Source organism: Novosphingobium sp. ES2-1 (assembly GCF_015169775.1).
GTDB lineage: Bacteria > Pseudomonadota > Alphaproteobacteria > Sphingomonadales > Sphingomonadaceae > Novosphingobium > Novosphingobium subterraneum.
In genome coordinates this window covers 2,376,768-2,397,569 of sequence record NZ_CP063445.1, presented here as the reverse complement: position 1 = coordinate 2,397,569, position 20,802 = coordinate 2,376,768, and the positions used below count along the sequence as shown (strand labels likewise).

20 protein-coding genes and 1 pseudogene are annotated in these 20,802 nt (G+C 64.8%); 6 read left to right on the top strand and 15 right to left on the bottom strand.

Translation table 11 applies throughout. The annotated features are described in order from the left end of the window. Window positions 1-65: 65 nt before the first annotated feature. Both IM701_RS11655 and IM701_RS11650 read right to left on the bottom strand, forming a co-directional pair. Window positions 66-446, bottom strand: coding sequence for a hypothetical protein (locus IM701_RS11655; RefSeq protein ID WP_193827031.1), 381 nt, complete (start codon window positions 444-446; stop codon window positions 66-68). Window positions 447-567: 121 nt separating this feature from the next. Further along, window positions 568-2,871, bottom strand: a complete 2,304-nt coding sequence (locus tag IM701_RS11650; protein ID WP_193827030.1) for an ATP-dependent helicase — start codon at window positions 2,869-2,871, stop codon at window positions 568-570. Window positions 2,872-3,312: 441 nt separating this feature from the next. Between IM701_RS11650 and IM701_RS11645 the strand changes: the two genes are divergently transcribed. Next, entirely contained in the window at window positions 3,313-3,912 is a 600-nt protein-coding gene (locus IM701_RS11645; protein WP_193827029.1) for a hypothetical protein, read from the top strand. A 127-nt stretch (window positions 3,913-4,039) separates the two neighbouring features. After that, window positions 4,040-5,299 carry an MFS transporter gene (locus tag IM701_RS11640; protein WP_193827028.1) on the top strand — a complete coding sequence of 420 codons (1,260 nt, stop codon included), beginning with the start codon at window positions 4,040-4,042 and terminating at the stop codon, window positions 5,297-5,299. Here the strand turns inward: IM701_RS11640 and rsmD are convergent. Continuing rightward, complete coding sequence (gene rsmD, locus IM701_RS11635) at window positions 5,296-5,841, bottom strand: 16S rRNA (guanine(966)-N(2))-methyltransferase RsmD (protein WP_039334304.1); 546 nt, start codon at window positions 5,839-5,841, stop codon at window positions 5,296-5,298. The two genes, IM701_RS11640 and rsmD, sit on opposite strands and share 4 nt — an antisense overlap. Continuing rightward, on the bottom strand, window positions 5,838-6,650 hold the full coding sequence (locus tag IM701_RS11630; RefSeq protein WP_230487686.1) for a pseudouridine synthase: 813 nt from the start codon (window positions 6,648-6,650) through the stop codon (window positions 5,838-5,840). The genes rsmD and IM701_RS11630 overlap by 4 nt, the downstream gene beginning before the upstream one ends. A gap of 182 nt (window positions 6,651-6,832) precedes the next feature. Here IM701_RS11630 and IM701_RS11625 point away from each other — a divergent pair, with 182 nt between their 5' ends. Continuing rightward, window positions 6,833-8,158 carry an MFS transporter gene (locus tag IM701_RS11625; RefSeq protein ID WP_039334300.1) on the top strand — a complete coding sequence of 442 codons (1,326 nt, stop codon included), beginning with the start codon at window positions 6,833-6,835 and terminating at the stop codon, window positions 8,156-8,158. On the opposite strand, the gene IM701_RS11620 is transcribed toward IM701_RS11625, so the two are convergent. The 4 genes and pseudogenes from IM701_RS11620 to trpB form a co-directional block, all read right to left on the bottom strand. Beyond that, on the bottom strand, window positions 8,159-9,466 hold the full coding sequence (locus IM701_RS11620) for a folylpolyglutamate synthase/dihydrofolate synthase family protein (protein WP_193827027.1): 1,308 nt from the start codon (window positions 9,464-9,466) through the stop codon (window positions 8,159-8,161). It abuts the gene before it with no gap. A 91-nt stretch (window positions 9,467-9,557) separates the two neighbouring features. Next, the gene (gene accD, locus IM701_RS11615) at window positions 9,558-10,409 is read right to left on the bottom strand and encodes an acetyl-CoA carboxylase, carboxyltransferase subunit beta (RefSeq protein WP_039334295.1); all 852 of its coding nucleotides are present in this window, start codon (window positions 10,407-10,409) and stop codon (window positions 9,558-9,560) included. Continuing rightward, entirely contained in the window at window positions 10,406-11,206 is an 801-nt protein-coding gene (gene trpA / locus IM701_RS11610; RefSeq protein WP_193827026.1) for a tryptophan synthase subunit alpha, read from the bottom strand. Before trpA ends, accD begins: the two co-directional genes overlap by 4 nt. Further along, a pseudogene (gene trpB, locus IM701_RS11605) lies at window positions 11,203-12,416 on the bottom strand (tryptophan synthase subunit beta). Before trpB ends, trpA begins: the two are co-directional and overlap by 4 nt. Before the next feature lie 383 nt (window positions 12,417-12,799). Between trpB and IM701_RS11600 the strand changes: the two are divergent. Further along, the gene (locus IM701_RS11600; RefSeq protein ID WP_193827025.1) at window positions 12,800-13,258 is read left to right on the top strand and encodes an outer membrane protein; all 459 of its coding nucleotides are present in this window, start codon (window positions 12,800-12,802) and stop codon (window positions 13,256-13,258) included. A 141-nt stretch (window positions 13,259-13,399) separates the two neighbouring features. Here the strand turns inward: IM701_RS11600 and IM701_RS11595 are convergent, their stop codons facing one another. Next, the gene (locus IM701_RS11595) at window positions 13,400-14,044 is read right to left on the bottom strand and encodes a phosphoribosylanthranilate isomerase (protein ID WP_193827024.1); all 645 of its coding nucleotides are present in this window, start codon (window positions 14,042-14,044) and stop codon (window positions 13,400-13,402) included. 44 nt (window positions 14,045-14,088) lie between these two features. Then, window positions 14,089-14,865, bottom strand: a complete 777-nt coding sequence (locus tag IM701_RS11590) for an SIMPL domain-containing protein (RefSeq protein ID WP_193827023.1) — start codon at window positions 14,863-14,865, stop codon at window positions 14,089-14,091. Between the two features lie 138 nt (window positions 14,866-15,003). On the opposite strand from IM701_RS11590, the gene IM701_RS11585 reads away from it, so the two are divergent. After that, window positions 15,004-15,609, top strand: a complete 606-nt coding sequence (locus IM701_RS11585) for a hypothetical protein (RefSeq protein ID WP_193827022.1) — start codon at window positions 15,004-15,006, stop codon at window positions 15,607-15,609. 5 nt (window positions 15,610-15,614) lie between these two features. On the opposite strand, the gene IM701_RS11580 is transcribed toward IM701_RS11585, so the two are convergent. From IM701_RS11580 to IM701_RS11560, 5 genes are all read right to left on the bottom strand, one after another. Beyond that, window positions 15,615-16,118, bottom strand: coding sequence for a GNAT family N-acetyltransferase (locus IM701_RS11580; RefSeq protein WP_193827021.1), 504 nt, complete (start codon window positions 16,116-16,118; stop codon window positions 15,615-15,617). A 4-nt stretch (window positions 16,119-16,122) separates the two neighbouring features. Further along, window positions 16,123-16,797, bottom strand: a complete 675-nt coding sequence (gene pyrF, locus IM701_RS11575) for an orotidine-5'-phosphate decarboxylase (protein WP_193827020.1) — start codon at window positions 16,795-16,797, stop codon at window positions 16,123-16,125. Further along, the gene (locus tag IM701_RS11570; protein ID WP_062348484.1) at window positions 16,794-17,111 is read right to left on the bottom strand and encodes a lipopolysaccharide assembly protein LapA domain-containing protein; all 318 of its coding nucleotides are present in this window, start codon (window positions 17,109-17,111) and stop codon (window positions 16,794-16,796) included. The genes pyrF and IM701_RS11570 overlap by 4 nt, the downstream gene beginning before the upstream one ends. 82 nt (window positions 17,112-17,193) lie before the next feature. Beyond that, entirely contained in the window at window positions 17,194-18,510 is a 1,317-nt protein-coding gene (purB, locus tag IM701_RS11565; protein ID WP_039334274.1) for an adenylosuccinate lyase, read from the bottom strand. 81 nt (window positions 18,511-18,591) lie between these two features. Then, window positions 18,592-20,454 carry an acyltransferase family protein gene (locus IM701_RS11560; RefSeq protein ID WP_193827019.1) on the bottom strand — a complete coding sequence of 621 codons (1,863 nt, stop codon included), beginning with the start codon at window positions 20,452-20,454 and terminating at the stop codon, window positions 18,592-18,594. A gap of 222 nt (window positions 20,455-20,676) precedes the next feature. Here IM701_RS11560 and IM701_RS11555 point away from each other — a divergent pair, with 222 nt between their 5' ends. Then, on the top strand, window positions 20,677-20,802 hold the full coding sequence (locus IM701_RS11555; RefSeq protein WP_082013356.1) for an entericidin A/B family lipoprotein: 126 nt from the start codon (window positions 20,677-20,679) through the stop codon (window positions 20,800-20,802).

Below are 20,802 nucleotides of genomic sequence, written 5' to 3'. Positions count from 1 at the left end.
GCAAGCTTATCGGAAGGCGGCAAATGGGCAAAACCGGTCATTGCCAAACGCAATTTTAGTTCGCGTTAAGGCACATAAACGAAGTGCACTTTGAAATCGAAACCGCCAGATCGCTCGAAAATGTGAACATGCAAAACTAGATCACTACATCCCTCCTCGACGGTGAATAAGTCCACCAGCACCTCCCAGTAATCCAGTTGCCACTGGCAGACCGAGGTTGCCCAGGTTGCGTCCGGGAGCGAAGTTAACGTGAATCCATAGTGTTTGATATTTCGGGCAATTGCAGAAGCTGCGTCATCGTCTTGCGGTGCGACATCGGCGACACGAAACAGGTTGAAGTTGCCATCTTTCAGCGCCTCCGCGATGTCCCGAAGCTTACTCCTCCATAATGACGGGACAGGATGTTCCCGCTCTTCGTCCTTCAGAATTGGAACTGGTCCACTCACAAGCCTGCGCTCCGAAACGGGCAATCGTTGCCGGTAGACAGGAAGTTTTGCCTTATTCCAGACTCGCGGAAACTGGGCGTATTAGATCGTTAAACAATAGCAACCGACAAAGCCAACGCTCTCAAGCCACCTTAACAAAGCTATCAATCACCCGCTTGCGCCCCGCGCTTTCGAAATCGATCTCCAGCTTGTTGCCTTCCTGCTCGGCCACGGTGCCGTAGCCGAACTTTTCGTGGAAGACGCGCGCGCCCACGGTGATGTCGCCGCGGGGTTTGGCGGCGAAGCTGGCGGCGCTGCGGGTGGGTTCGGCGATGCGGCGGGGGGCGGGGTTGAAGGTCTGCGCTGCGGCGCGTTGCCAACCCGGGCCGCGCGAGGCGGCGCGGTTGGCGTTGGCCTGTGCGACGTGGGCGAAGGGGTCTTCGCGCTCGCTCCAGCTGGCGCGCCACATCGATGCGCCGCCCGAGAGAGTGGTTTCCTCCTCGATATGCTCGGCGGGCAGCTCGCCAATGAAGCGCGAGGGGATCGAGCTGGTCCACTGGCCGTAGATCTGGCGATTGGCGGCGTGGAGGATTGTGCAGCGACGGCGCGCGCGGGTGATCGCGACGTAGGCGAGGCGGCGTTCCTCCTCCAGTGACGCCAGCCCACCCTCATCCAGTGAGCGCTGCGAGGGGAACACGCCTTCTTCCCACCCCGGCAGGAACACGTTGTCGAATTCGAGGCCCTTGGCGGCGTGGATGGTCATGATCGTGACCTTGTCCTCGTCGGCGGTGTTCTCGTTGTCCATGACGAGGCTGACGTGTTCGAGGAAGTCGCCCAGCGTCTCGTATTCCTCCATCGCGCGGGCGAGTTCGGTGAGGTTTTCGAGGCGGCCTGCGGCTTCGGCGGTCTTTTCGGCCTGAAGCGCGGCAGTATAGCCGCTTTCGTCGAGGATCGTGCGGGCGAGCTCGGCTGGCACCAATTGCTTGGCGGCATCGCGCCAGCGCGCGAAATCGCGCATCAGCGCGGCGAGGGTGTTGCGCGCGCGGGCAGGCAGTTCGTCGGTATCGAGGATTTCGACCGCCGCCATTGACAGCGGTATTCCCCGCGCTCGGGCATGGCGGTGCAGCTTTTCCAGCGTCTTGTCGCCAAGGCCGCGCTTGGGAGTGTTGTAGATCCGCTCGAACGCAAGGTCGTCCTGCGGGCTGGCGATCTGGCGCAGATAGGCCAGCGCATCGCGGATCTCGGCGCGCTCGTAGAAGCGGAAACCGCCGACGATGCGGTAGCCAAGGCCGATCTGGATGAAGCGGTCCTCGATGGTGCGCGTCTGGAACTGCGCGCGGACGAGAATGGCGACGCGATCGAGCGGCGCGCCCTCGCGCTCCAATCGTTCGATGTCCTCGCCGATCCGCCGCGCTTCTTCGGGAGCGTCCCACACGCCGATCACGCGGACCTTGTCGCCGCCGTCAACCTCGGTCCACAGCGTCTTGCCGAGGCGTTCTGAGTTCTCCGCGATCAGGCCCGAGGCCGCGCCGAGGATGTGCGGGGTGGAGCGGTAGTTCTGTTCGAGGCGGATGACCTTGGCGCCGGGAAAATCCTTCTCGAACCGCAGGATATTGGCGACTTCCGCGCCGCGCCAGGAATAGATCGACTGGTCGTCGTCCCCCACCACGCAGATGTTCTTGCGGTTCTGGGCGAGCAGGCGCAGCCACAGGTACTGCACCGCGTTGGTGTCCTGGTATTCGTCCACCATCACGTACTTGAAGCGCTGCTGCCATGATTCCAGCACGTCGCGCTCGCGCCGGAAGATGTTGAGCATGTGCATCAGCAGGTCGCCGAAATCGCAGGCGTTCAGCTCGCGCAGGCGGTTCTGGTAGAGCGCGTAGAGGCGTTGGCCCTTGCCATTGGCATAGGCCTCGTTCTCCAGCGCATCGAGATCGCCGGGGTTGAGGCCGCGGTTCTTCCACTTGTCGATCAGCCCGGCGAGCTGCTTGGCGGGCCAGCGCTTGTCGTCGACGCCTTCGGCCACGATCAGCTGCTTGAGCAGGCGCAACTGGTCGTCGGTGTCGATGATCGTGAAGTTGCTTTGCAGCCCCACCAGTTCGGCATGGCGGCGTAGCATCTTGGCGGCGATGGCGTGGAACGTGCCGAGCCAGGGCATGCCCTCCACCGCCGGGCCGATCAGATGCCCCACACGCTCGCGCATCTCGCGCGCGGCCTTGTTGGTGAAGGTGACGCAGAGGATCTCGCTCGGCCAGGCGAGCCGCTGGCGCAGCAGGTTGGCAAGGCGTGCGGTCAGCGCGGCGGTCTTGCCCGTGCCTGCGCCTGCCAGCATCAGCACCGGCCCTTCGGTCGTCGTCACAGCCTCGCGCTGGGGCGGGTTCAGGCCATCGAGCCAGCTCTGATCTTGATTCGCAATCTGGGACACTTGGGAACGGTTAGAGAACATCGGCCCGCCCGACAAGGCCGTTACGGTTCGCTCAGTCTTCGTAGTTCTCGTAATAGTCCGCGTTGTAATCGGAATGCTCGTGATAGGCGGCGGCGTTGTTGTCGCGCTCGTTATGCGCCTTGAGCTCTTCCTTCTCGTACCATTTTCCCGACCTTCTCCGACGATTTGGACACCACGACTGCAGTGCCCGCGCCGATCATCGCGCAAGACCCCAGCCAAAGCAGGCCAAGGCAGCCCAACCCCATCAGCACGTTGCGAATTACGTCAGTCGCTAGGCCCCCGATGCACAATGCAACGCTGAAATAATGCAACGCAGGTTAACGGAGACCATTTCCAGCGATCTCATCAAACGCCCGGTCCGTCCCACCTGCGGGAACCGGTTCCGGTGTCGAAGCTTCGCCGTTGTAATTCGGGTACAAAAATAAATTCAGGAGATTCCATATGCGAAACCTTCTTGCCGGGAGCGCGCTGGCGCTTGCCGTCGCTTCGAGCCCTTCGTTCGTGGCCGCCCAGTCGACCTCCACGACAGCAACCGCAACCACGTCAGACACCACCGCTGCAACCACGGCGACCGGCACCTTCTCGCCGACGCCCGACCAGCAGCTTCAGATCGACGCCTGGGCCGCCGAACAGAAGAGCAGGTATGCGGCATGGCCCTCCACGTACCAGGAGTACTTCTGGAGCCTCGATGCTGATCAGCAGAAGGGCTGGTGGGCGCTGACCGACGAGCAGAAGGCGCAGATCTATGCCATGACGCCGGAACAACGCACGCAGGTCTGGCCCTCGATCGTGGCGCAGGTTTCCGGCAAGGCAGTGCCTTCATCCGGTGCGACGCCAGCCCAGCCCAATCCCGGCATGGGTACGCCCGCAACGCCAGCCACTCCCGCAGAGCCTGCAACGCCTCCCTCAGGCGGGATGAGCAGCATGGACAGCAGCACTACCGGCAACATGACCCCGCCGCCCGCATCGGCCATGAACAAGAAGTATCCGGTCTGCAGCAAGACTGTAACTGACAGCTGCCGCAATCGTGGCGGCATCTAAGGGCTACTGACCATCGTCGCGCAATGGGGCGTCGGGAAACCGGCGCCCCATTGCGTGTGCGCAGCGGTTGACCCGGATCGCTTGAGACGGAACAACCCGCCCCGCGTACGAGGGGAGAAGCGCCACGATGAATCCGATTCGCCAGCATGGTCGCGTTCTGACTGCCAGTCTGGTCGGGACGGCGGTAGAGTTCTACGACTTCTACATCTACGCCACGGCCGCGGCGCTGGTCATAGGGCCATTGTTCTTCCCCACCGAATCGGAGGCAGCACAGACGTTGCTGTCCTTCATGACCTTTGGCCTCGCGTTCTTTGCACGGCCGGTGGGCGCCATTGCCTTCGGCCACTTCGGCGACCGGATCGGGCGGAAGTCAACGCTGGTTGCCTCGCTGATGCTGATGGGCGGCTCGACCTTCCTGATCGCCTTTCTGCCGACTTACGCGATGATCGGCTGGGTCGCACCTGCACTGCTGTGCTGCTTGCGCTTCGGCCAAGGCTTCGGCCTTGGCGGCGAGTGGGGCGGAGCCTCGCTGCTTGCAGTGGAAAACGCGCCGAAGGGGTGGGAAGCCCGCTTTGGCAGTGCGCCGCAGCTGGGCGCCCCACTGGGCTTTCTCTGTGCCAACGGGCTGTTCCTGTTGCTCGGCAAGGGGCTGTCGGATGCCGACTTCGCCGCCTGGGGATGGCGGGTGCCGTTCCTGGCGAGCGCGCTGCTGGTTGGTCTTGGCCTGTGGGTGCGCCTCAAGATCGGCGAAACACCTGCGTTCAAGGAAGCGCTCGAGAAGGCAGAGCCGCCCAAGGTGCCGGTCGGTCTGCTGTTCCGCAATCATCTTGGCGCCGTGCTGGCGGGGATCGCGGGCGTGGTCGCGTGCTTTGCGATCTTCTACCTCGCGACGACATTTTCGCTGTCCTTCGCCACGACCAGGCTCGGTTATGCCAAGCAGGAGTTTCTAGGGCTCCAGCTTGGCGCCAACAGCTTCCTTGCGCTCGGCATTCTGGTTGCGGGGTACTGGGCGGACAAGGCCTCGGCGCGGCTTGTCCTTGGCACCGGGGCGGCGCTGACGATCATCGTCGGCATGATGTTCGGCACCGGCCTTGGCGCGGCATCGCCTTGGGTGGTCTTCGCCACGCTGGCAAGCGCGCTGTTCGTGATGGGACTGGCCTATGGACCGCTGGGCGCCTGGCTGCCGACGCTCTATCCGGTCGAAGTCCGCTACACCGGCATTTCGGTGGCGTTCAACATGGGTGGGATCATCGGTGGCGCATTGGCCCCGTTCGCGGCGGCGTGGCTCGCCGGCATAGGCGGCACGGCCTATGTCGGGCTGTTCCTGACGCTGGCTGGCGCGATGACTCTGGCAGGCGTGCAGTTCTCGCCCCGACAGGCGGATTAGGACTTCAACCGCATCAGCGTGATCAGCGCCTTGCCGACCTTGCGCTCGGCATCGACCTCGCACACGCGCACGTCGGGCACTTCCTTGGCAGCCGTTTCAAGGCAGATCCAGGTCGCCTCGCCGATCCAGCCAAGCCGGGTCAGCCGGTCGATCGCGACGGCACCTGCGCCGGTACCATAGGGCGGATCAAGCATGACGAGGTCGAGCGGCTGCTTCACCGGGCCGAGGCTGAGCACCGACGAGGCGCGCACATCACATTGCGGGGCGCAGCGCAGGGCCGCGATGTTGGCGCGGATGGTGCGGATTGCGCCTGCGTCCTGCTCCACGAAGATTGCCGACGCCGCTCCGCGTGACAGCGCTTCGAGGCCGAGCGCGCCCGACCCTGCAAACAGGTCGGCGACGGTCAGGTCCTCGAAGCTGCCGAGGCGGCTGGCCAGCATCGAGAACAGCGTCTCGCGCGTGCGGTCTGCAGTGGGGCGGGTGGTGTCACCCTCGGGCGCGCGCAGGGGCCGTCCGCGCCATTCTCCGGCTATAATTCTCATTTGGCTTTCAGTGTCTTGCGGAAGCGTTCGACCATGACCTGCGGGATCTCCTCGACCGAGCCGCGTTGCAGGTCAGCCAGTTCAAACGGGCCATAGCTGGTGCGCAGCAGACGCGAAACTTCCAAGCCGAGATGTTCGAGCACGCGACGCACTTCGCGGTTCTTGCCTTCGGTCAGGGTCAGCTCGATCCACTTGTTGCGGTTGGCGCTGCGCTCAAGATTGGCGTTGATCGGGCCATAACGCACGCCGTCGATTTCGATGCCTTCCATAAGTTCTTCGAGCCGCGCCTGCGTGATGTCCCCGAAAGTGCGGGCGCGGTAGGTGCGGGGAATGCCGGTGGAGGGCAGTTCCAGCGCGCGCTTCAATTCGCCATCGTTGGTCATCAGCAGCAGCCCCTCGGTATTCACGTCGAGGCGGCCGACCGGCATGACGCGCGGCGCGTCCTTGGGCATGGCATTGCGCAAAGCGGTGTAGATCGTGGGGCGACCGGTGGGGTCGCGCTCGGCTGTGATCAGGCCTGCAGGCTTGTGGAAGCGAAACAGGCGCGGAGCAGCTATCGGGCCGACCATCTTGCCATCGACGCTCACCCCCTTGAGGCTGGTCAGCAGCGTGGCGGGCGTGGTCACGACCTCGTCGCCGATCTTGACGCGGCCTTCCTCGATCATGCGCTCCACCTCGCGGCGGCTGGCAATTCCTGCGCGGGCCAGCAGCTTGGCGATGCGATCGCCCTCGCGCTCGGAGCCATCGGCGTTCGGCGCGCGCTTGGCGGGAACGACAGGCTGCGACGTGCGCGGCGCACCGCTGCGCATGGAGAAAGGCTTCTTTTCAGTGGTACCGGGCCGAGGGCTGAACCGCTTCGGCCTGTCGCCACCGTTTCTTGGGGGAAAAGTCATGGGGCAGCCCTTACGCGAGAACGCCTCTTCCGTCACCCCTAGCGCCGCTGGAATTGGCCGCTAGTCTGCCAGCAACATTTGAGGGAGCGCAGTCGTCGATGAGCACCGAGGCCAGTGACCGGAACCTGTGGGACTCGGTGCGTCCCTATCTTGAGAAGGAATCGCTGGCCGCGTTCTTCCTCGGCGTGTCCTCGGGCTTTCCCTATGCAATGATCGGCGCGACGCTGACGACCAGGCTGGCGCAGGACGGGATCGACAAGAAGACGGTCACCGCCTTTACGCTCGCGTTTCTCGTCTACAACCTGAAGATCTTCTGGGCATGGCTGGTCGACGGCGTGCATTTGCCGCTGCTTGGGCGGCTGGGGCAGCGTGTATCATGGATGCTGCTGGCCGGATCTCTGGTCATGGCCGCAGTCGCCAACCTGGCGCTGGTCGATCCCTCGGCAGATCTTGGCGCGACGGTGCTGGCGGCCGTGCTGGTCGGCGTCGCGGGGGCGACTTTCGACATCGTGATCGACGCCTACCGCATCGAGACCTTGAAGCCCTACCAGCTCGGCACCGGCTCGGGCATGAGCCAGTATGGCTGGCGCATCGGCTCGGCAGGGGCAGGGGCGCTGGCGCTGTTCATGGCGGCGCGTTCCGGCTGGAGCGCGGCCTATCTCGCCTGTGCACTCTTCGCCCTGCCGGCCATGCTGACGGCGCTGATCCTGGGTGAACCCGAACGCCACCGCGAGCCCACCGCGCGCAAGGGCGTGGGCGAAGTCATTGCTTCGATCATCGGGCCGTTTGGCGAGTTCTTCCATCGGCACGGCGCCTGGCTGGTGCTGCTGTTTATCCTTGTTCACAAAGTGGGCGACACGCTGGCGAACCTCACCTTCCGGCTACTGTTCGACGATCTCGGCTTCACCAACGACGAAATCGCGATCTGGGACGTTGGCGTCGGCTTCTGGGCCTACCTGATCGGCGTGTTCATCGGCGGCGTGGCTTATGCGAAGATGGGCCTGAAGCGCTCGGTCCTGCTGGCGCTGGTGCTGATGGCGGTGTCGAATCTTTCCTTCGCGGCGCTTGCGGCGGCTGGCCATTCCAACCTGGGCATGGCCGGTGCGATCGGATTCGAGAACGTCGCCTCGGGCTATGGCGGCGTCGTTGTCGTCGCGTACTTCTCGGCGCTGTGCGACTTGCGCTACACGGCGGCCCAATATGCGCTGATCTCCGCTGCTGCGAGCATCGTCGGCCGCTTTGCCACCGGCACCACCGCAGGCGCTCTGATCGAGGGCATGGGCTACGTGAACTTCTACCTGCTCACCACGGTGCTGGCGCTGCCGGGCATCGTGCTGTTCTGGTGGATGAGCCGCAGCGGCCTTGTCGATGCGGCGATGGGCACGGCGGGCGAGGAGGGATCTGACGCCGATCCTTTCGCCTGATCAGTCCGGAATCTCGTCGTTCAGCCGCAGCACTTCGCCCGCGAGATAGAGCGAACCGACGATCAGCACGTCACCCTCGGGTGGCAAGGCCGCCAGCGCTTCAGGCACGGTGGCAAAACTGCCGACGGGCAGGCTGGTGAACGGCGCGAAGTCCGCAGGCTTGTGCGCATCGTGCCCGGGGGCCGGTACGACGGAGATTGACAGGGCGCGGTCCGCCAGCGGCGCGAGTATCGCCGAGGGGTCCTTGTTGGCCAGCATGCCCATGATCAGGTGCACCGGTGGCTGGCCTTCAAGATGCCGCGCAATGGCACGCCCCGCATCGGGATTGTGCCCACCGTCGAGCCAGACGGTGCGCCTGCCTGCCAGATCTGTCAGCGGCCCCGCGCCCAGACGCTGCAAGCGCGCAGGCCACCGCGCATCGACGATGCCCTTGCCGAGCGCGCCCAGCGTCACCTGCACGGCATGCTGGTGCCGGATCATTGCGACGGCCAGTGCCGCATTCTCTGCCTGGTGCGTCCCGGGCAGGGCGGGGAGGGGCAGCGGCAACTCGCCACGCTCGTCGCGATAGAGGATCGAGCTGGCAATCTCGGCATCCCAGTCGCGCCCACGCATGATCAACGGCGCACCGATTCGAGCCGCCGTCTCGGCCACCGAATCGGCGGCGACTTGGCTATAGGCCATCGTCACGAGCGGCACGCCGGGCTTCGCGATGCTGGCCTTTTCGAACGCGATCCGGGCAAGCGGATCGGTCGGCACGCCCTCTTCGGGCGCGAGCAGGAACGCTTCATGGTCCATGCCCAGCGTCGCAATCCCGCATACCGCAGCGGTCGGCATCACGTTGGTGGCATCGAGCCTGCCGCCAAGCCCGGTTTCGATCACGCAGGCGTCCGCAGGCGTGCGCGCATAGGCCAGGAAAGTGGCGACCGTGGTCACCTCGAAGAAGCTCGGCTCAAGCCCTTCGCCCGCGTCCATCACTTCCTTGAGCAGCGCGGCGAGCAGATCGTCCTCGATCAGCTTGCCGGCGATGCGGATGCGTTCGTTGTAGCGGACCAGATGCGGCTTGGTGGCGGAGTGAACCGTCAGCCCTTCGGCCTCGAGGATGTATCGCAGGTAGGTGCAGGTCGAACCCTTGCCGTTGGTTCCGGCAACATGGAACACCGGCGGCAGGCGGTCCTGCGGATTGCCAAGCCGCGCGCAGAGTTCGCGCACGGTATCCAGGCCAAGGCGCCCCGATGGCAGCGACAGTGCCCCGAGGCGGTCAAGCTGCGCCTGCACCGCCGGGTTCTCGGAGATCGCGAAGTCCTTCAAGCAACCCCTCCGTCATTGGCGTTGCCAATGCCACCTCCCCATTTGCACTTCGTGAAAACGGGGAGGAACTTTGCTGTTGGTGGAAGGGCCCTTAAGCCGCCGCCTTGCCCGCCATCAGGTAATCGATCACCTGCGCCAGCGTCACCTTCAGGTCGCGGCGGTGGGTGACCATGTCGACCATGCCGTGGGCGTGGAGGTATTCGGCGCGCTGGAAGCCTTCGGGCAGCTTCTCGCGGATCGTGTCCTGGATGACGCGCTGCCCCGCAAAGCCGATGAGCGCACCGGGTTCGGCAATCTGCACGTCGCCCAGCATCGCGTAGGACGCGGTCACGCCGCCGGTGGTCGGATCGGTCAGCACCACGATGTAGGGCAGGCCTGCCGCACGCAGGCGGGCGATGGCCACGGTCGAACGCGGCATCTGCATCAGGCTGAGGATGCCCTCCTGCATGCGCGCGCCGCCTGCTGCGGTTACGGCCACGTAGGGGCACTTCTCCTTGATCGCGCGCTCGCATCCGGCGACGAAGGCATTGCCCACGGCCATGCCCATCGAGCCGCCCATGAACGCGAATTCCTGCACGCCGACCACGGCTTTCTGCCCTTCGATCCTGCCGAAGGCATTGGTCAGCGCATCGGCATGGGGATTGGCAGCGCGGGCGGCCTTCAGGCGATCGACGTACTTCTTGCTGTCGCGGAATTTGAGCGGGTCTTCCTTGACCTTGGGCGCGGGCAGCAGCTCGTAGCCAGCGTCGAGCAACTGGTCGAACCGTGCGTCGGCACCAATGCGGCCGTGGTGGTCGCAATAGGAGCAGACCGAGAGGTTGTCCTCATAGTCCTTCGTGAACAGCATTTCGCTGCACGAAGGGCACTTGATCCACAGGTTGTCCGGCGTGTCCCGCTTCGGCGTGAAGGGGAGGGCGTTACGGACCTTGTTGAGCCAGCTCATACGAGTTCCTTGCGGGCAGAGTGGACGGCGGCGGCAAGCGCAGCGGTGAGTTCCTTCACCGGGCCAGCGGCATCCGCACCATGCTTGGCGACGAGATCGATGAAGGCCGATCCGACGACAACGCCATCGGCAACCTTGGCAATGGCCCCGGCCTGTTCGGGCGTGCGCACGCCGAAGCCGACGGCAACCGGAATCGTCGCCGAAGCCTTGATCCGCGCCACGGCCTCTTCGATGGACGATTGCGCAGCCTGCTGCATCCCGGTGATCCCGGCGACGGAGACGTAGTAGAGAAAGCCGGACGAACCTTCGAGAACAGCGGGCAGCCGCGCATGGTCGGTTGTCGGCGTGGCGAGGCGGATCAGTGAAACGCCGGCCGCGCGCAGGGCAGGGCCAAGTTCGGCGTCTTCCTCTGGCGGAATGTCGACGCAGATCACGCCATCGACGCCCGCCCTGACGCATTCAGCGGCGAACCAGTCGGCGCCACGGATGGTCATCGGATTGGCATAGCCCATCAGCACCAGCGGCACGTCCGGGTGACGCGCGCGGAATTCGCTGGCGATGCGCAGGATATCGGCCGTCTTGGTGCCGGCGCCGAGCGAACGCAGGTTGGCCAGCTGGATCGCCGGACCATCGGCCATCGGATCGGTGAACGGCATGCCCAGTTCGATCACGTCCGCGCCCCCTTCGACGAGAGCGTCGAGGATGGAAGCAGTGGCGTCAGGCGTCGGATCGCCGCCTGTGACGAACGTGACGAGGGCAGGTCGGCCCTTGGCGAAGGCGGAGGAGAGGCGGGTCACAACGAAACTCCCAGATGCTCCGCCACCGAGAAGATATCCTTATCCCCCGACCGCACAGGTTGGCGAGGATGATCTGGTCCTTGCCCATCGTCGGCGCAACCTTCTTGACCGCCGCAATCGCGTGGGCAGGTTCCAGCGCCGGGATGATGCCTTCGGTGCGGCAGAGCAGCTGGAAGGCGTCCAGGGCTTCCTTGTCGGTCACCGAGGTATAGTCCACGCGTCCGATTTCCTTGAGCCACGAGTGCTCAGGGCCGATGCCGGGATAGTCGAGGCCCGCCGAGATCGAGTGGCCTTCGGTGATCTGGCCGTCCTCGTCCTGCAGCAGGTAGGTCTTGTTGCCGTGGAGGATGCCGGGGCGTCCGCCTGCGAGGCTGGCGGCGTGCTCCTTGTCCAGCCCGTGGCCCGCCGCTTCCACGCCGAGCATCTTGACGCTGGCATCATCGAGGAACGGGTGGAAAAGGCCGATGGCGTTCGAACCGCCGCCGATGGCCGCGACCAGCACGTCAGGCAGGCGTCCGGTGCGGGCGAGCATTTGCGCGCGCGCTTCCTTGCCGATCACGCTCTGGAAATCGCGGACGAGTTCCGGATAGGGGTGGGGACCTGCGGCAGTGCCGATGATATAGAACGTGTTGTGCACGTTCGCCACCCAGTCGCGCAGCGCCTCGTTCATCGCATCCTTCAGCGTGCCCGCGCCCGCGGTGACGGGCACGACTTCGGCGCCCAGCAGCTTCATGCGGAACACGTTGGGCTTCTGCCGCTCCACGTCGGTTGCGCCCATGAAGATCACGCAAGGCAGGCCGAAGCGCGCGCAGACCGTGGCGGTGGCGACGCCGTGCTGGCCCGCGCCGGTCTCGGCGATGATCCGCGTCTTGCCCATGCGCATGGCGAGCAGAATCTGGCCGATGCAGTTGTTGATCTTGTGCGCGCCGGTGTGGTTCAGCTCATCGCGCTTGAACCAGACCTGGGCGCCGCCCAATTCCTCGGTCAGCCGGGGCGCGAAATAGAGCGGGCTCGGGCGGCCGACATAGTGTTCGAGCAGGTCATCGAACTCGGCCTGGAACGCCGGGTCGGCCTTGGCCTTGCGATATTCCTGCTCGAGATCGAGGATCAGCGGCATCAGCGTTTCGGCAACGTAGCGGCCACCGAACTGGCCGAAGTGGCCGCGTTCGTCGGGCTGGTTGCGGAAGCTGTTGGGAGTCTGCGCGTTCATGGGCTCGCGCTTGGCAGAGCCTTTGCGGAAAGTCCAGATTTGCAATGCCTGCGCCTTTGGGGCAGGGGCGGTGCAAGGATTCCATGCTGCATTGCGGCAACCTGCACGATCCGTTCATGTGCGGGCAATCTTGATCAGACTAGGGCGTCCTTGCAACGTCGTGAAGGCGGCTCCGAAAGGGGTCGCCTTTTGGCGTTATAATAATGGCCAAGTAATTCTCGAAAGTATCTGCGATTGTTAGGCTGCCGAATGTTGCAGCTATGTCACATCCTCGGATGGATTTGAATTTCTTGTGACTTTCGTCATTGTCTCCGAACTGGACCGGTTCTACCTGCCGCCTCGCCACCTTCACAGAAGGGGCCAAAAAGTCAGGAGTAAAATCTATGCGTCTGGTTCTTATCTCTCTCGCCGCCTCGCTTGTTGCGGCTACCCCGGCTCTCGCCAACGAAACCCGCGTCGAAGCACGTGGCGGCGTTGCATGGAGCGATGGTGAAAGCGAAGCCCTCGCAGGTATCGCTGCCGGTTACGACTACGACCTCGGTGAAACCGCTTTCGTCGGCGCCGAAGTTTCGGCTGACAAGCTGCTGACCGAAGGCACCAAGGTTTCGTTCGGCTTCAACGGCCGCGTCGGTGCGAAGATCGCCGAAGCTGGCAAGCTCTACGCTGTTGGCGGTTACAACACCGAATTCTGCGACCTGTGCGACGGCACCTGGACTGCCGGCGCTGGCTACCAGCACTCGTTCGGCAAGCTCTATGGCAAGGTCGAGTACCGTCACTTCTTCGTGAAGGACAGCACGATCGACGTCGACGCAGTTGCTGTCGGCCTCGGCGTGAAGTTCTGATCGAACTTCGCCACAAGCGAAATGAAGCGGGCGGCCTCAAAAGAGGTCGCCCGTTTTCGTTTGGGCGATCAGCACATGGAGGTCGTTGTCACTTCCATCCCGCATGGGTGGGCTTGCGACGTGTCGGCTCTCAGCGGAGAATCAGGCGGCCCGCGCGTTGAAGCAGAATGTGCGGATACGGTCGGCATCCTTGACGCCCGGAGCGCTTTCCACGCCCGACGACACATCGATCAGCGACGTGCCGGTGCCGCGCACGGCTTCTGCCACGTTCGCGGGCGAAAGCCCCCCGGCAAGCCCCCATGGCAGCGGGCCCTTGTAGGCACGCAGCAGGTCCCAATCGAACGCAAGGCCAAGGCCACCGGGTAGCGCCGCGCCCTTTGGCGTCTTGGCATCGAACAAGATGAAATCGGCAACCCCGGCATAGGCATCGGCCTTGGCCACGTCGCCCGGGCCTGCCACCGAAATCACCTTCCACACCGGCTTGCCGAAACGGGTGCGAATTGCCGCCGCCCGCGCCGGGTCTTCCTTGCCGTGCAATTGGATTGCGTCGAGCCGGGCCGCGGCCACGGCATCGCCCAGAGCCGCATCATCGGCATCGACGAACACGCCGACGCGGGTCAACCGGCCTTCGGCCTGCATGGCCAAGGCCTGAGCATCGGCCAGCGCAAGAAAGCGCGGGGAGGGCGGGAAAAAGTTGAACCCGACATGGCTTGCCCGCGCCTCGATCGTGGCGGAAAGCGCGTCGCGGGTGGTCACCCCGCAGATCTTGATGGACGGTCCAGGCATGAGCGGCGCGTTAGGAGAGGCGCGCCGCCCATGTCAATCAGGCCTCAGGGCGCCAGTTCGTAGCTGACGTTGACGGTCACGGTCATTTCAAGCTCGCCTGCGGCCACTGGCGAAGCGCTTTGCACCATGGCCTTTTCTGCCCGGGCGAACATCACGGGCGGCTGCGGCGGCGCCCAGCCACCGTTTTCGCTGATCGAGAGCACGCGGATAACGCGCAGCCCTGCGGCCCTGGCATAGAGATCGGCCCGCGCCCGCGCCTTCTTCATGGCTTCGAGCCGCGCCTCGTCGAGTGCACCATCGGGGCTGTCGATCTGGAAGGTGGGGCCGTTGACCTGGTTGGCACCGGCCGAAACCAGCGTATCGATGACCTTGCCGTACTGGTCGAGCTTGCGCTGGCGGACCGAGACCTGGTTGGTCGCCTGATAGCCGATGATGACCGGATCCTGCTGTTCAAAGGAGCCGTCGGGCAGGCGCTTGGGCTGGCCGTAAACCGGGTTCACCGAGAGGTTGCTGGTCTGGATGTCGCGCTCGGCGATGCCGGCTTTCTTCAGGGCGGCGATGACAGCGGTCATCCGCTGCGCATTCTCGGTCAGCGCTTCGCCCGCTGTCTTGCCCTGCGTGGTGACGCCGGCGTTGAACACTGCGAGGTCAGGAGTGCGGGCGGATTTGCCCTCTGCCGAGATGTTGAGCAGGGTGTTTCCAGCGGCGACGACGGGCCCGGACGAGACGGCCTGCGCGTGCGCACTCTGCGCAAGGCCTGCGCCGGCGAGCGCGACCAGCGGCAGTGCGGCAAGAACGGTTGCGGATTTGAAGAACTTCACGGGGCTTGTCTCCTGATGGATTGCGGCAAGACTTGCCCAGTCCAACTGTCGCACACCTGAACTGGTGCCCGGTTAAACGCGAAACCCCGGATTAATCCTTCGCGGTTATGTGATGTTCATGTTGGGCGGGGGGAATACATGAAGCGTTCGGGACTGATTCTTGGAGTTGCACTGGCCAGTCTGCTTGCTGGATGCGTCGCCAAGCCTGACGAATATCCGCTCAGCCGCAAGCAGGCATACGACAAGCTGCTCTCTGCCCGCATCGCGTCGTCCGGAGACGGGCCGTTCTTCCGGTTGCGGACGACCATCACCGGCAATGGCGGCTCCGAAGTCACCTATGATGCCCTGGGCGACATGGCCCACCGCGTTTGCCACATGCACCTGACCGAGCTTGAGCCCGAGCTGACCAAGGTCAAGGTGACCTGCGAAGGCGGCGGCGCCGGGGAAGGCGCAGCGGCAGGCATGGCCCACAACATGATCCGCAACCGCGTGATCGAACTGGTCGATGCCACGCTGAAGGACCGTCCATTCAACCCGGAGCTTGCCGGGGGCTCGACTGCCTACCGCTGGCCAAGCGACGGTGTTGATGGCAGCTTTGCAGGGGCTGCAGGCAAGGCGCTCAAGCAGGATGCCGAAATGCACCGCGACATTGCTGAGGCCGAGCAGGCTGCGAGCGAGGCACAGGCCGAAGTGCCGAGCGATTATGGCGATTCGGCTGCCGGTTCGGAACCGTCGCCCGAATAGACCGCTCAGCTAAGGTCTTTCTCAAGCACAACCATGCGGAACGGCACGGCCTCGTCATTGGGGAACGGCCGCGTCTCGCCGCTGCGCGCATACCCGCGGCGTTCGTACCAGGCGATCAGTTCGGGCCGCGCGTCGATGACGGTCATTTCCATGAGCCGCGCGCCGAACACTTCGCTTGCCATATCCTCGGCATCGGCAATCAGTGCGCGGCCCAGGCCTTCGGCCTGAAGGTCGGGATCGACGCAAAGCATGCCGAGATAGGCGCGGTCCTGGCCCACATCGGTGATCGTTACCGTGCCTGCCAGCGCTCCGTCGATCTCGGCGAGCAGCACCCTCGATGATGTCGAGGCAATGGTCTCGGCGAGTTCCGCGTCGCTCGTGCGTTCGTCGTCGAGCAGGTCGGCCTCGTGCGTCCAACCGCGCTTGGCGGTGTCACCGCGATAGGCTTTCTCGACCAGCGCCCGCAGCGCTGGCACGTCCCCAGCCTTGGCCAACCGAAAGCGGATCATGGGGTCAGAGCGTTGCCTCGATCGCGCGCGCGGCGGCGACCGGGTCTTCCGCGCGGCTGATCGGGCGGCCGATCACCAGCACGCTGGCGCCCGCATCGCGTGCGGCGCGAGGGGTGACGGCGCGCTTCTGGTCGCCCAGCTTGCCGTCGGCAGGGCGCAGGCCCGGCACCACGAAATAACCGTTCTTCCAGCGCTTGTGGATCGCTCCGACCTCATGCCCCGAACAGACGATGCCATCGAGCCCAGCTTCATGGGCGAGGTCGGCAAGGCGAAGCGCCTGGTCATGGGCCGAGCCGCCAACGCCCATCGCCGCCATGTCGCTGTCGTCCAGGCTGGTCAGCACGGTCACGGCGACGACCTTGGTATGCTCCCCTGCCGCCGCCTTGGCATCCTCCATCATCGCGCGGCCACCGCCGGCATGGATCGTCACAATCGCCGGTTCGAGCACATGGATCGACTGCATCGCGCCCGCCACCGTGTTCGGGATGTCGTGCAGTTTCAGGTCGAGGAAGATCGGCAGGCCCACCTTGGCCACCTCGTGCACGCCATGATGGCCGTGCGCACAGAAGAACTCGAGCCCCAGCTTCAGCCCGCCGACGTGGCCCTTGACCTTCTTGGCAAGCGCGATGGCGGCGTCGAGCCGGGGCAGGTCGAGGGCAAGGTAGATCGGGTTGCTCACGGGGTCTCGCTCTTGAGTGTATCCGCGTCACGCGCGGTTTCGAGATTGGTCGACGACAGCGAAGGCGCGGCCTTGGCGCCAAGCGATGCCTCGAGGTTGGCAATGCGCCGCGTCAGCCGCCAGCGCGTCGTCCGGTACAGCAGCCAGGTCGGCACGAGACCGAGCAGGAAAGCAAGGATCACCAGCGCGGGCAGGCGGGTCTCCAGCAGCAGGCCTTCCCAGATGCGGACCTCGACCGGTTGCCAGTTGGCTGCGGTGAACGCAGCCAGCACGCCAACGACGAGTACCCAGAAAATCGTGCGCAGCATCCTCATGCCTTTCGCTCCGTGAGCCACCCGTCCTGCCCCGATGATTAGGACAGGTTAAGTCTCTTGGCGAGTCCCGGCAGGAAGGGGCTCAGGCTTCCCCGAACACCCGCGCGAAGATCGTGTCGATGGCCTTGAAGTGGTAATCGAGGTTGAACTTCTCCTCGATCTGCTCCGCGCTCAGCACCGCAGCGACCTCAGGGTCCGCCTTGAGCAGTTCCATCAGCGAAAGCTGGCCGTCCGATTCCCACACCTTCATCGCATTGCGCTGCACCAGACGGTAAGAAGCGTCGCGCTCCAACCCGGCCTGGGTCAGCGCCAGCAGCACGCGCTGCGAGTGGACAAGGCCGCCCATCTTGTCGAGATTCTTCTGCATCCGCTCGGGGTAGATCACGAGCTTGTCGACCACCGAGGTCAAGCGGGCGAGTGCGAAATCGAGCGTGATCGTCGCGTCCGGGCCGATGAAGCGCTCGACCGAGGAGTGCGAGATGTCACGCTCGTGCCACAGTGCCACGTTCTCCAGCGCCGGGGTGACGGCCGAGCGGACCATGCGGGCAAGGCCGGTGAGGTTCTCGGTCAGCACCGGGTTGCGCTTGTGCGGCATCGCCGACGAGCCCTTCTGGCCGGGCGAGAAGTATTCCTCCGCCTCGAGCACTTCGGTGCGCTGCAGGTGGCGGATTTCCACGGCAAGGCGTTCGATCGACGAGGCGATGACGCCGAGCGTCGCAAAGAACATCGCATGACGATCGCGCGGGATCACCTGCGTCGAAACCGGCTCGACCGCAAGGCCGAGCTTATCGGCGACGTATTCCTCGACCGAGGGATCGATGTTGGCGAACGTGCCGACCGCGCCCGAGATTGCGCAAGTCGCGACTTCCGCCCGCGCGGCGACAAGGCGCGCACGGCAGCGGGTGAACTCGGCATAGGCTTCGGCGAGCTTCTTGCCGAAGGTGGTCGGCTCGGCATGGATGCCGTGGCTGCGGCCGATGGTTGGGGTGTACTTGTGTTCGAACGCGCGGCGCTTGATCGCCTCGAGGAGGGCGTCCAGATCGGCCAGCAGCAGGTCCGAGGCGCGGGCGAGCTGCACGCTCAGCGTGGTGTCGAGCACGTCCGAGCTGGTCATGCCCTGGTGCATGAAGCGGGCTTCGGGGCCGACCTGCTGCGCCACCCAGTCAAGAAAGGCGATGACGTCGTGCTTGGTCACGGCCTCGATCGCGTCGATCGCGGCGACGTCGATGGCGGGGTTGGTCGCCCACCAGTCCCACAGTGCCTTGGCGCCCGAAGGCGGCACCACGCCCAGTTCGCCCAGCTTTTCGGTGGCGTGCGCTTCGATCTCGAACCAGATGCGGTAGCGGGCTTCGGGCTCCCAGATCGCGGTCATTGCGGGGCGGGCGTAACGGGGGACCATGTTCGACTCCGTGAATCTTGGCGCGGCAGGCTTCGCCGGGGCCGCTAGGGGCAAGGGGGCCGGAACGCAAGGGGCGAGGCGTCAAATCGGCCCGATCCGCTCCAGCATCCGGGCAATCACCCGGTCTGCTCCATGCGGGGTGAGGTGGGTGTCGTCAAAGTAGAGCGCTTTGCCGTGCTGCACGATGTCGCAGGCCTGCGGCCCGCACAGCACCTCTTGCGGATCGAAGAATCTGACGCCCGGGTGCGTTGCGGCGTAGCGCGAAAGCAGGGGGTTGATCCGGTACCCTTCCGCATCTTCGCGCGGCAAATGCTGCGGGCAGCGCGCGTTCACGAAGGCCAGGCACCGCATGTACCCGCCAACCATCTCGGGGCCCGCAGAAGCAGCGGTCGGCACGCTGCCGATGATCACGATTCGCGTTGCTGCAGGCAGGCTGGCCCGCAGCTGGTCCAGCGCTGCCTCGAGGCGGGGCCATCCGTCCCTTGAAGCGCGACCGAAGCGATGAAAATCCGAAGGGTCGAACAGCGCGCGGTCCCACCGATTCGCGATTATCACCACGGGAATAGCCCGCTGGCGCACCAGGCCGGCCAGAGCTGTGTAATGCTCGACGCAAGCCGAAGCCTCGCTGGATGCATAGCTGTAGTTGGTCACGCCCGGCAGGGAGAAACAGCCTGCCTGGGTCAGCATTGCCCCTTCGCCCGCGCGTGCCGCCAGTACGTGAACATATTGGCGGGCATGGCTGTCGCCGAACAGGATGTATGGAACAGGCACCCCTGCCGGCGGCATGTGTTCGACCGGCTGGGGCAGTGCAGCCGGGTAAGCCAGCAGGGCATCGCGCCGGGCAGCGCTGGCCGGTTCCAGTTTCCCGAAAGCGCCAGCTGCACCAATGCCGAGGCAAAGCGCCAACCCGGCAATGCAGAACGCGGCCAGCGCCTTGCGTGAAGCCAGCATCCGACGCTCGCGCACCGGACGCTCGACAAGGTGCAGCGATCCGAACCCCAGCAGGACCGAAAAGGCGACCGCAGCTGCCGTCAGCCAGATCGGCGGCGTCCCCAGCCATTGATAGCGCGCAAATGCCAGAAGCGGATTGTGCCAGAGATAGAGGCCGAAGGAGGCACTGCCGATCGCCACCAGCGGGCGGAGCGACAGCATGCTGCCGAAAGCATTGTCCGGCCGCGCATGGCGGAGGAGGAGTGCGGTGCCCAGAACGGGCAGCATCAGCCGCCAGTCCGGTGCGCTCGCCGCCTCGACGAAGGCTAGCCCCGCCAGAACCAGTGACAGGCCGGAAAGGGCCAGCCACGGGTTCGTCCGACCTTGCGGCAAGGCCATGCAGAATGCACCGAGCAGAAGTTCCCATGCGCGCGTCGGCAGATAATAGAAGGCGATCGTCTGGTGGCTGCCCGCAAGGGCGAGGCAACCGGTCAGCGATACGGCCGCCGCCCCGGCAAACCAGGGATGCAGGCGCCTTTGGCCTGCCCACCATAGCAGCATCACCAGCGCGGGAAACAGGATGTAGAACTGCTCTTCGACCGACAGGCTCCAGGTGTGGAGCAGGGGCTCGAACCCCTCGTCATCGTCGAAGTAGCCCGAGCCCCGAGCGAACATCATGTTCGAGGCGAAGACTGCGCTCGCACCCAGTCCTTTGGCGAACCGGCGAAAATCATCGGGGATCATCACGGCCCACGCCGCCAGTGCACTTGTCAGCAGCACCGGAATCAGCGCAGGCAGGATGCGGCGGGCGCGGCGTTCATAGAAGTCTGCAAGGCTGAAGCGCCCTTGCTTCAGATCGGCCAGGATCACGCCGGAGATCAGGTAGCCGCTGATCACGAAGAACACGTCGACGCCCACGAAGCCGCCACCGAATCCCGGCGTGCCGGCATGGAACAGCACCACCGGAATCACGGCAAGCGCTCTCAGCCCTTCGATTTCACGCCTGTATTGCAAAACTGCCCGCCCAACCGTCCTGAGGACCACGATGGCCAAACCCGGCCGATCACGCAATTCCTGTTACGCTGCCGGTGTCGTGGTGCCGGTGTCGTGGTGCCGGTGTCGTAGTGGAGGTGTCGTGGTGAAGATTGCCGGACCCGTCGCCATGGCCATGCACGAGATTGCATCGACGGCGGCCGCGCTATATCCGCGTCAGCGCATATTGCACGGAGAATGCACATGGCTCGCAAGGTTCTGGTCCTCGTCGCACTTGGCTGTTCACTGGCCCTCGCGGCCTGCAACACCGTCCAGGGCATCGGTCGCGACATCGAATCGGTCGGCAAGGCAGGCGAGAAGGCGATCTGA

Bases quoted from the DNA above. Each gene is read 5' to 3' on its own strand.
- purB (WP_039334274.1), bottom strand. From the start codon at position 18,510: ATGGTCCCCCGTTACGCCCGCCCCGCAATGACCGCGATCTGGGAGCCC.
- IM701_RS11645 (WP_193827029.1), top strand. From the start codon at position 3,313: ATGCGAAACCTTCTTGCCGGGAGCGCGCTGGCGCTTGCCGTCGCTTCG.
- IM701_RS11630 (WP_230487686.1), bottom strand. From the start codon at position 6,650: ATGCGCAGCGGTGCGCCGCGCACGTCGCAGCCTGTCGTTCCCGCCAAG.
- IM701_RS11570 (WP_062348484.1), bottom strand. From the start codon at position 17,111: ATGAGGATGCTGCGCACGATTTTCTGGGTACTCGTCGTTGGCGTGCTG.
- IM701_RS11625 (WP_039334300.1), top strand. From the start codon at position 6,833: ATGAGCACCGAGGCCAGTGACCGGAACCTGTGGGACTCGGTGCGTCCC.
- rsmD (WP_039334304.1), bottom strand. From the start codon at position 5,841: ATGAGAATTATAGCCGGAGAATGGCGCGGACGGCCCCTGCGCGCGCCC.
- IM701_RS11595 (WP_193827024.1), bottom strand. From the start codon at position 14,044: ATGCCTGGACCGTCCATCAAGATCTGCGGGGTGACCACCCGCGACGCG.
- IM701_RS11580 (WP_193827021.1), bottom strand. From the start codon at position 16,118: ATGATCCGCTTTCGGTTGGCCAAGGCTGGGGACGTGCCAGCGCTGCGG.
- IM701_RS11555 (WP_082013356.1), top strand. From the start codon at position 20,677: ATGGCTCGCAAGGTTCTGGTCCTCGTCGCACTTGGCTGTTCACTGGCC.
- accD (WP_039334295.1), bottom strand. From the start codon at position 10,409: ATGAGCTGGCTCAACAAGGTCCGTAACGCCCTCCCCTTCACGCCGAAG.
- IM701_RS11650 (WP_193827030.1), bottom strand. From the start codon at position 2,871: ATGTTCTCTAACCGTTCCCAAGTGTCCCAGATTGCGAATCAAGATCAG.
- IM701_RS11585 (WP_193827022.1), top strand. From the start codon at position 15,004: ATGAAGCGTTCGGGACTGATTCTTGGAGTTGCACTGGCCAGTCTGCTT.
- IM701_RS11600 (WP_193827025.1), top strand. From the start codon at position 12,800: ATGCGTCTGGTTCTTATCTCTCTCGCCGCCTCGCTTGTTGCGGCTACC.
- IM701_RS11640 (WP_193827028.1), top strand. From the start codon at position 4,040: ATGAATCCGATTCGCCAGCATGGTCGCGTTCTGACTGCCAGTCTGGTC.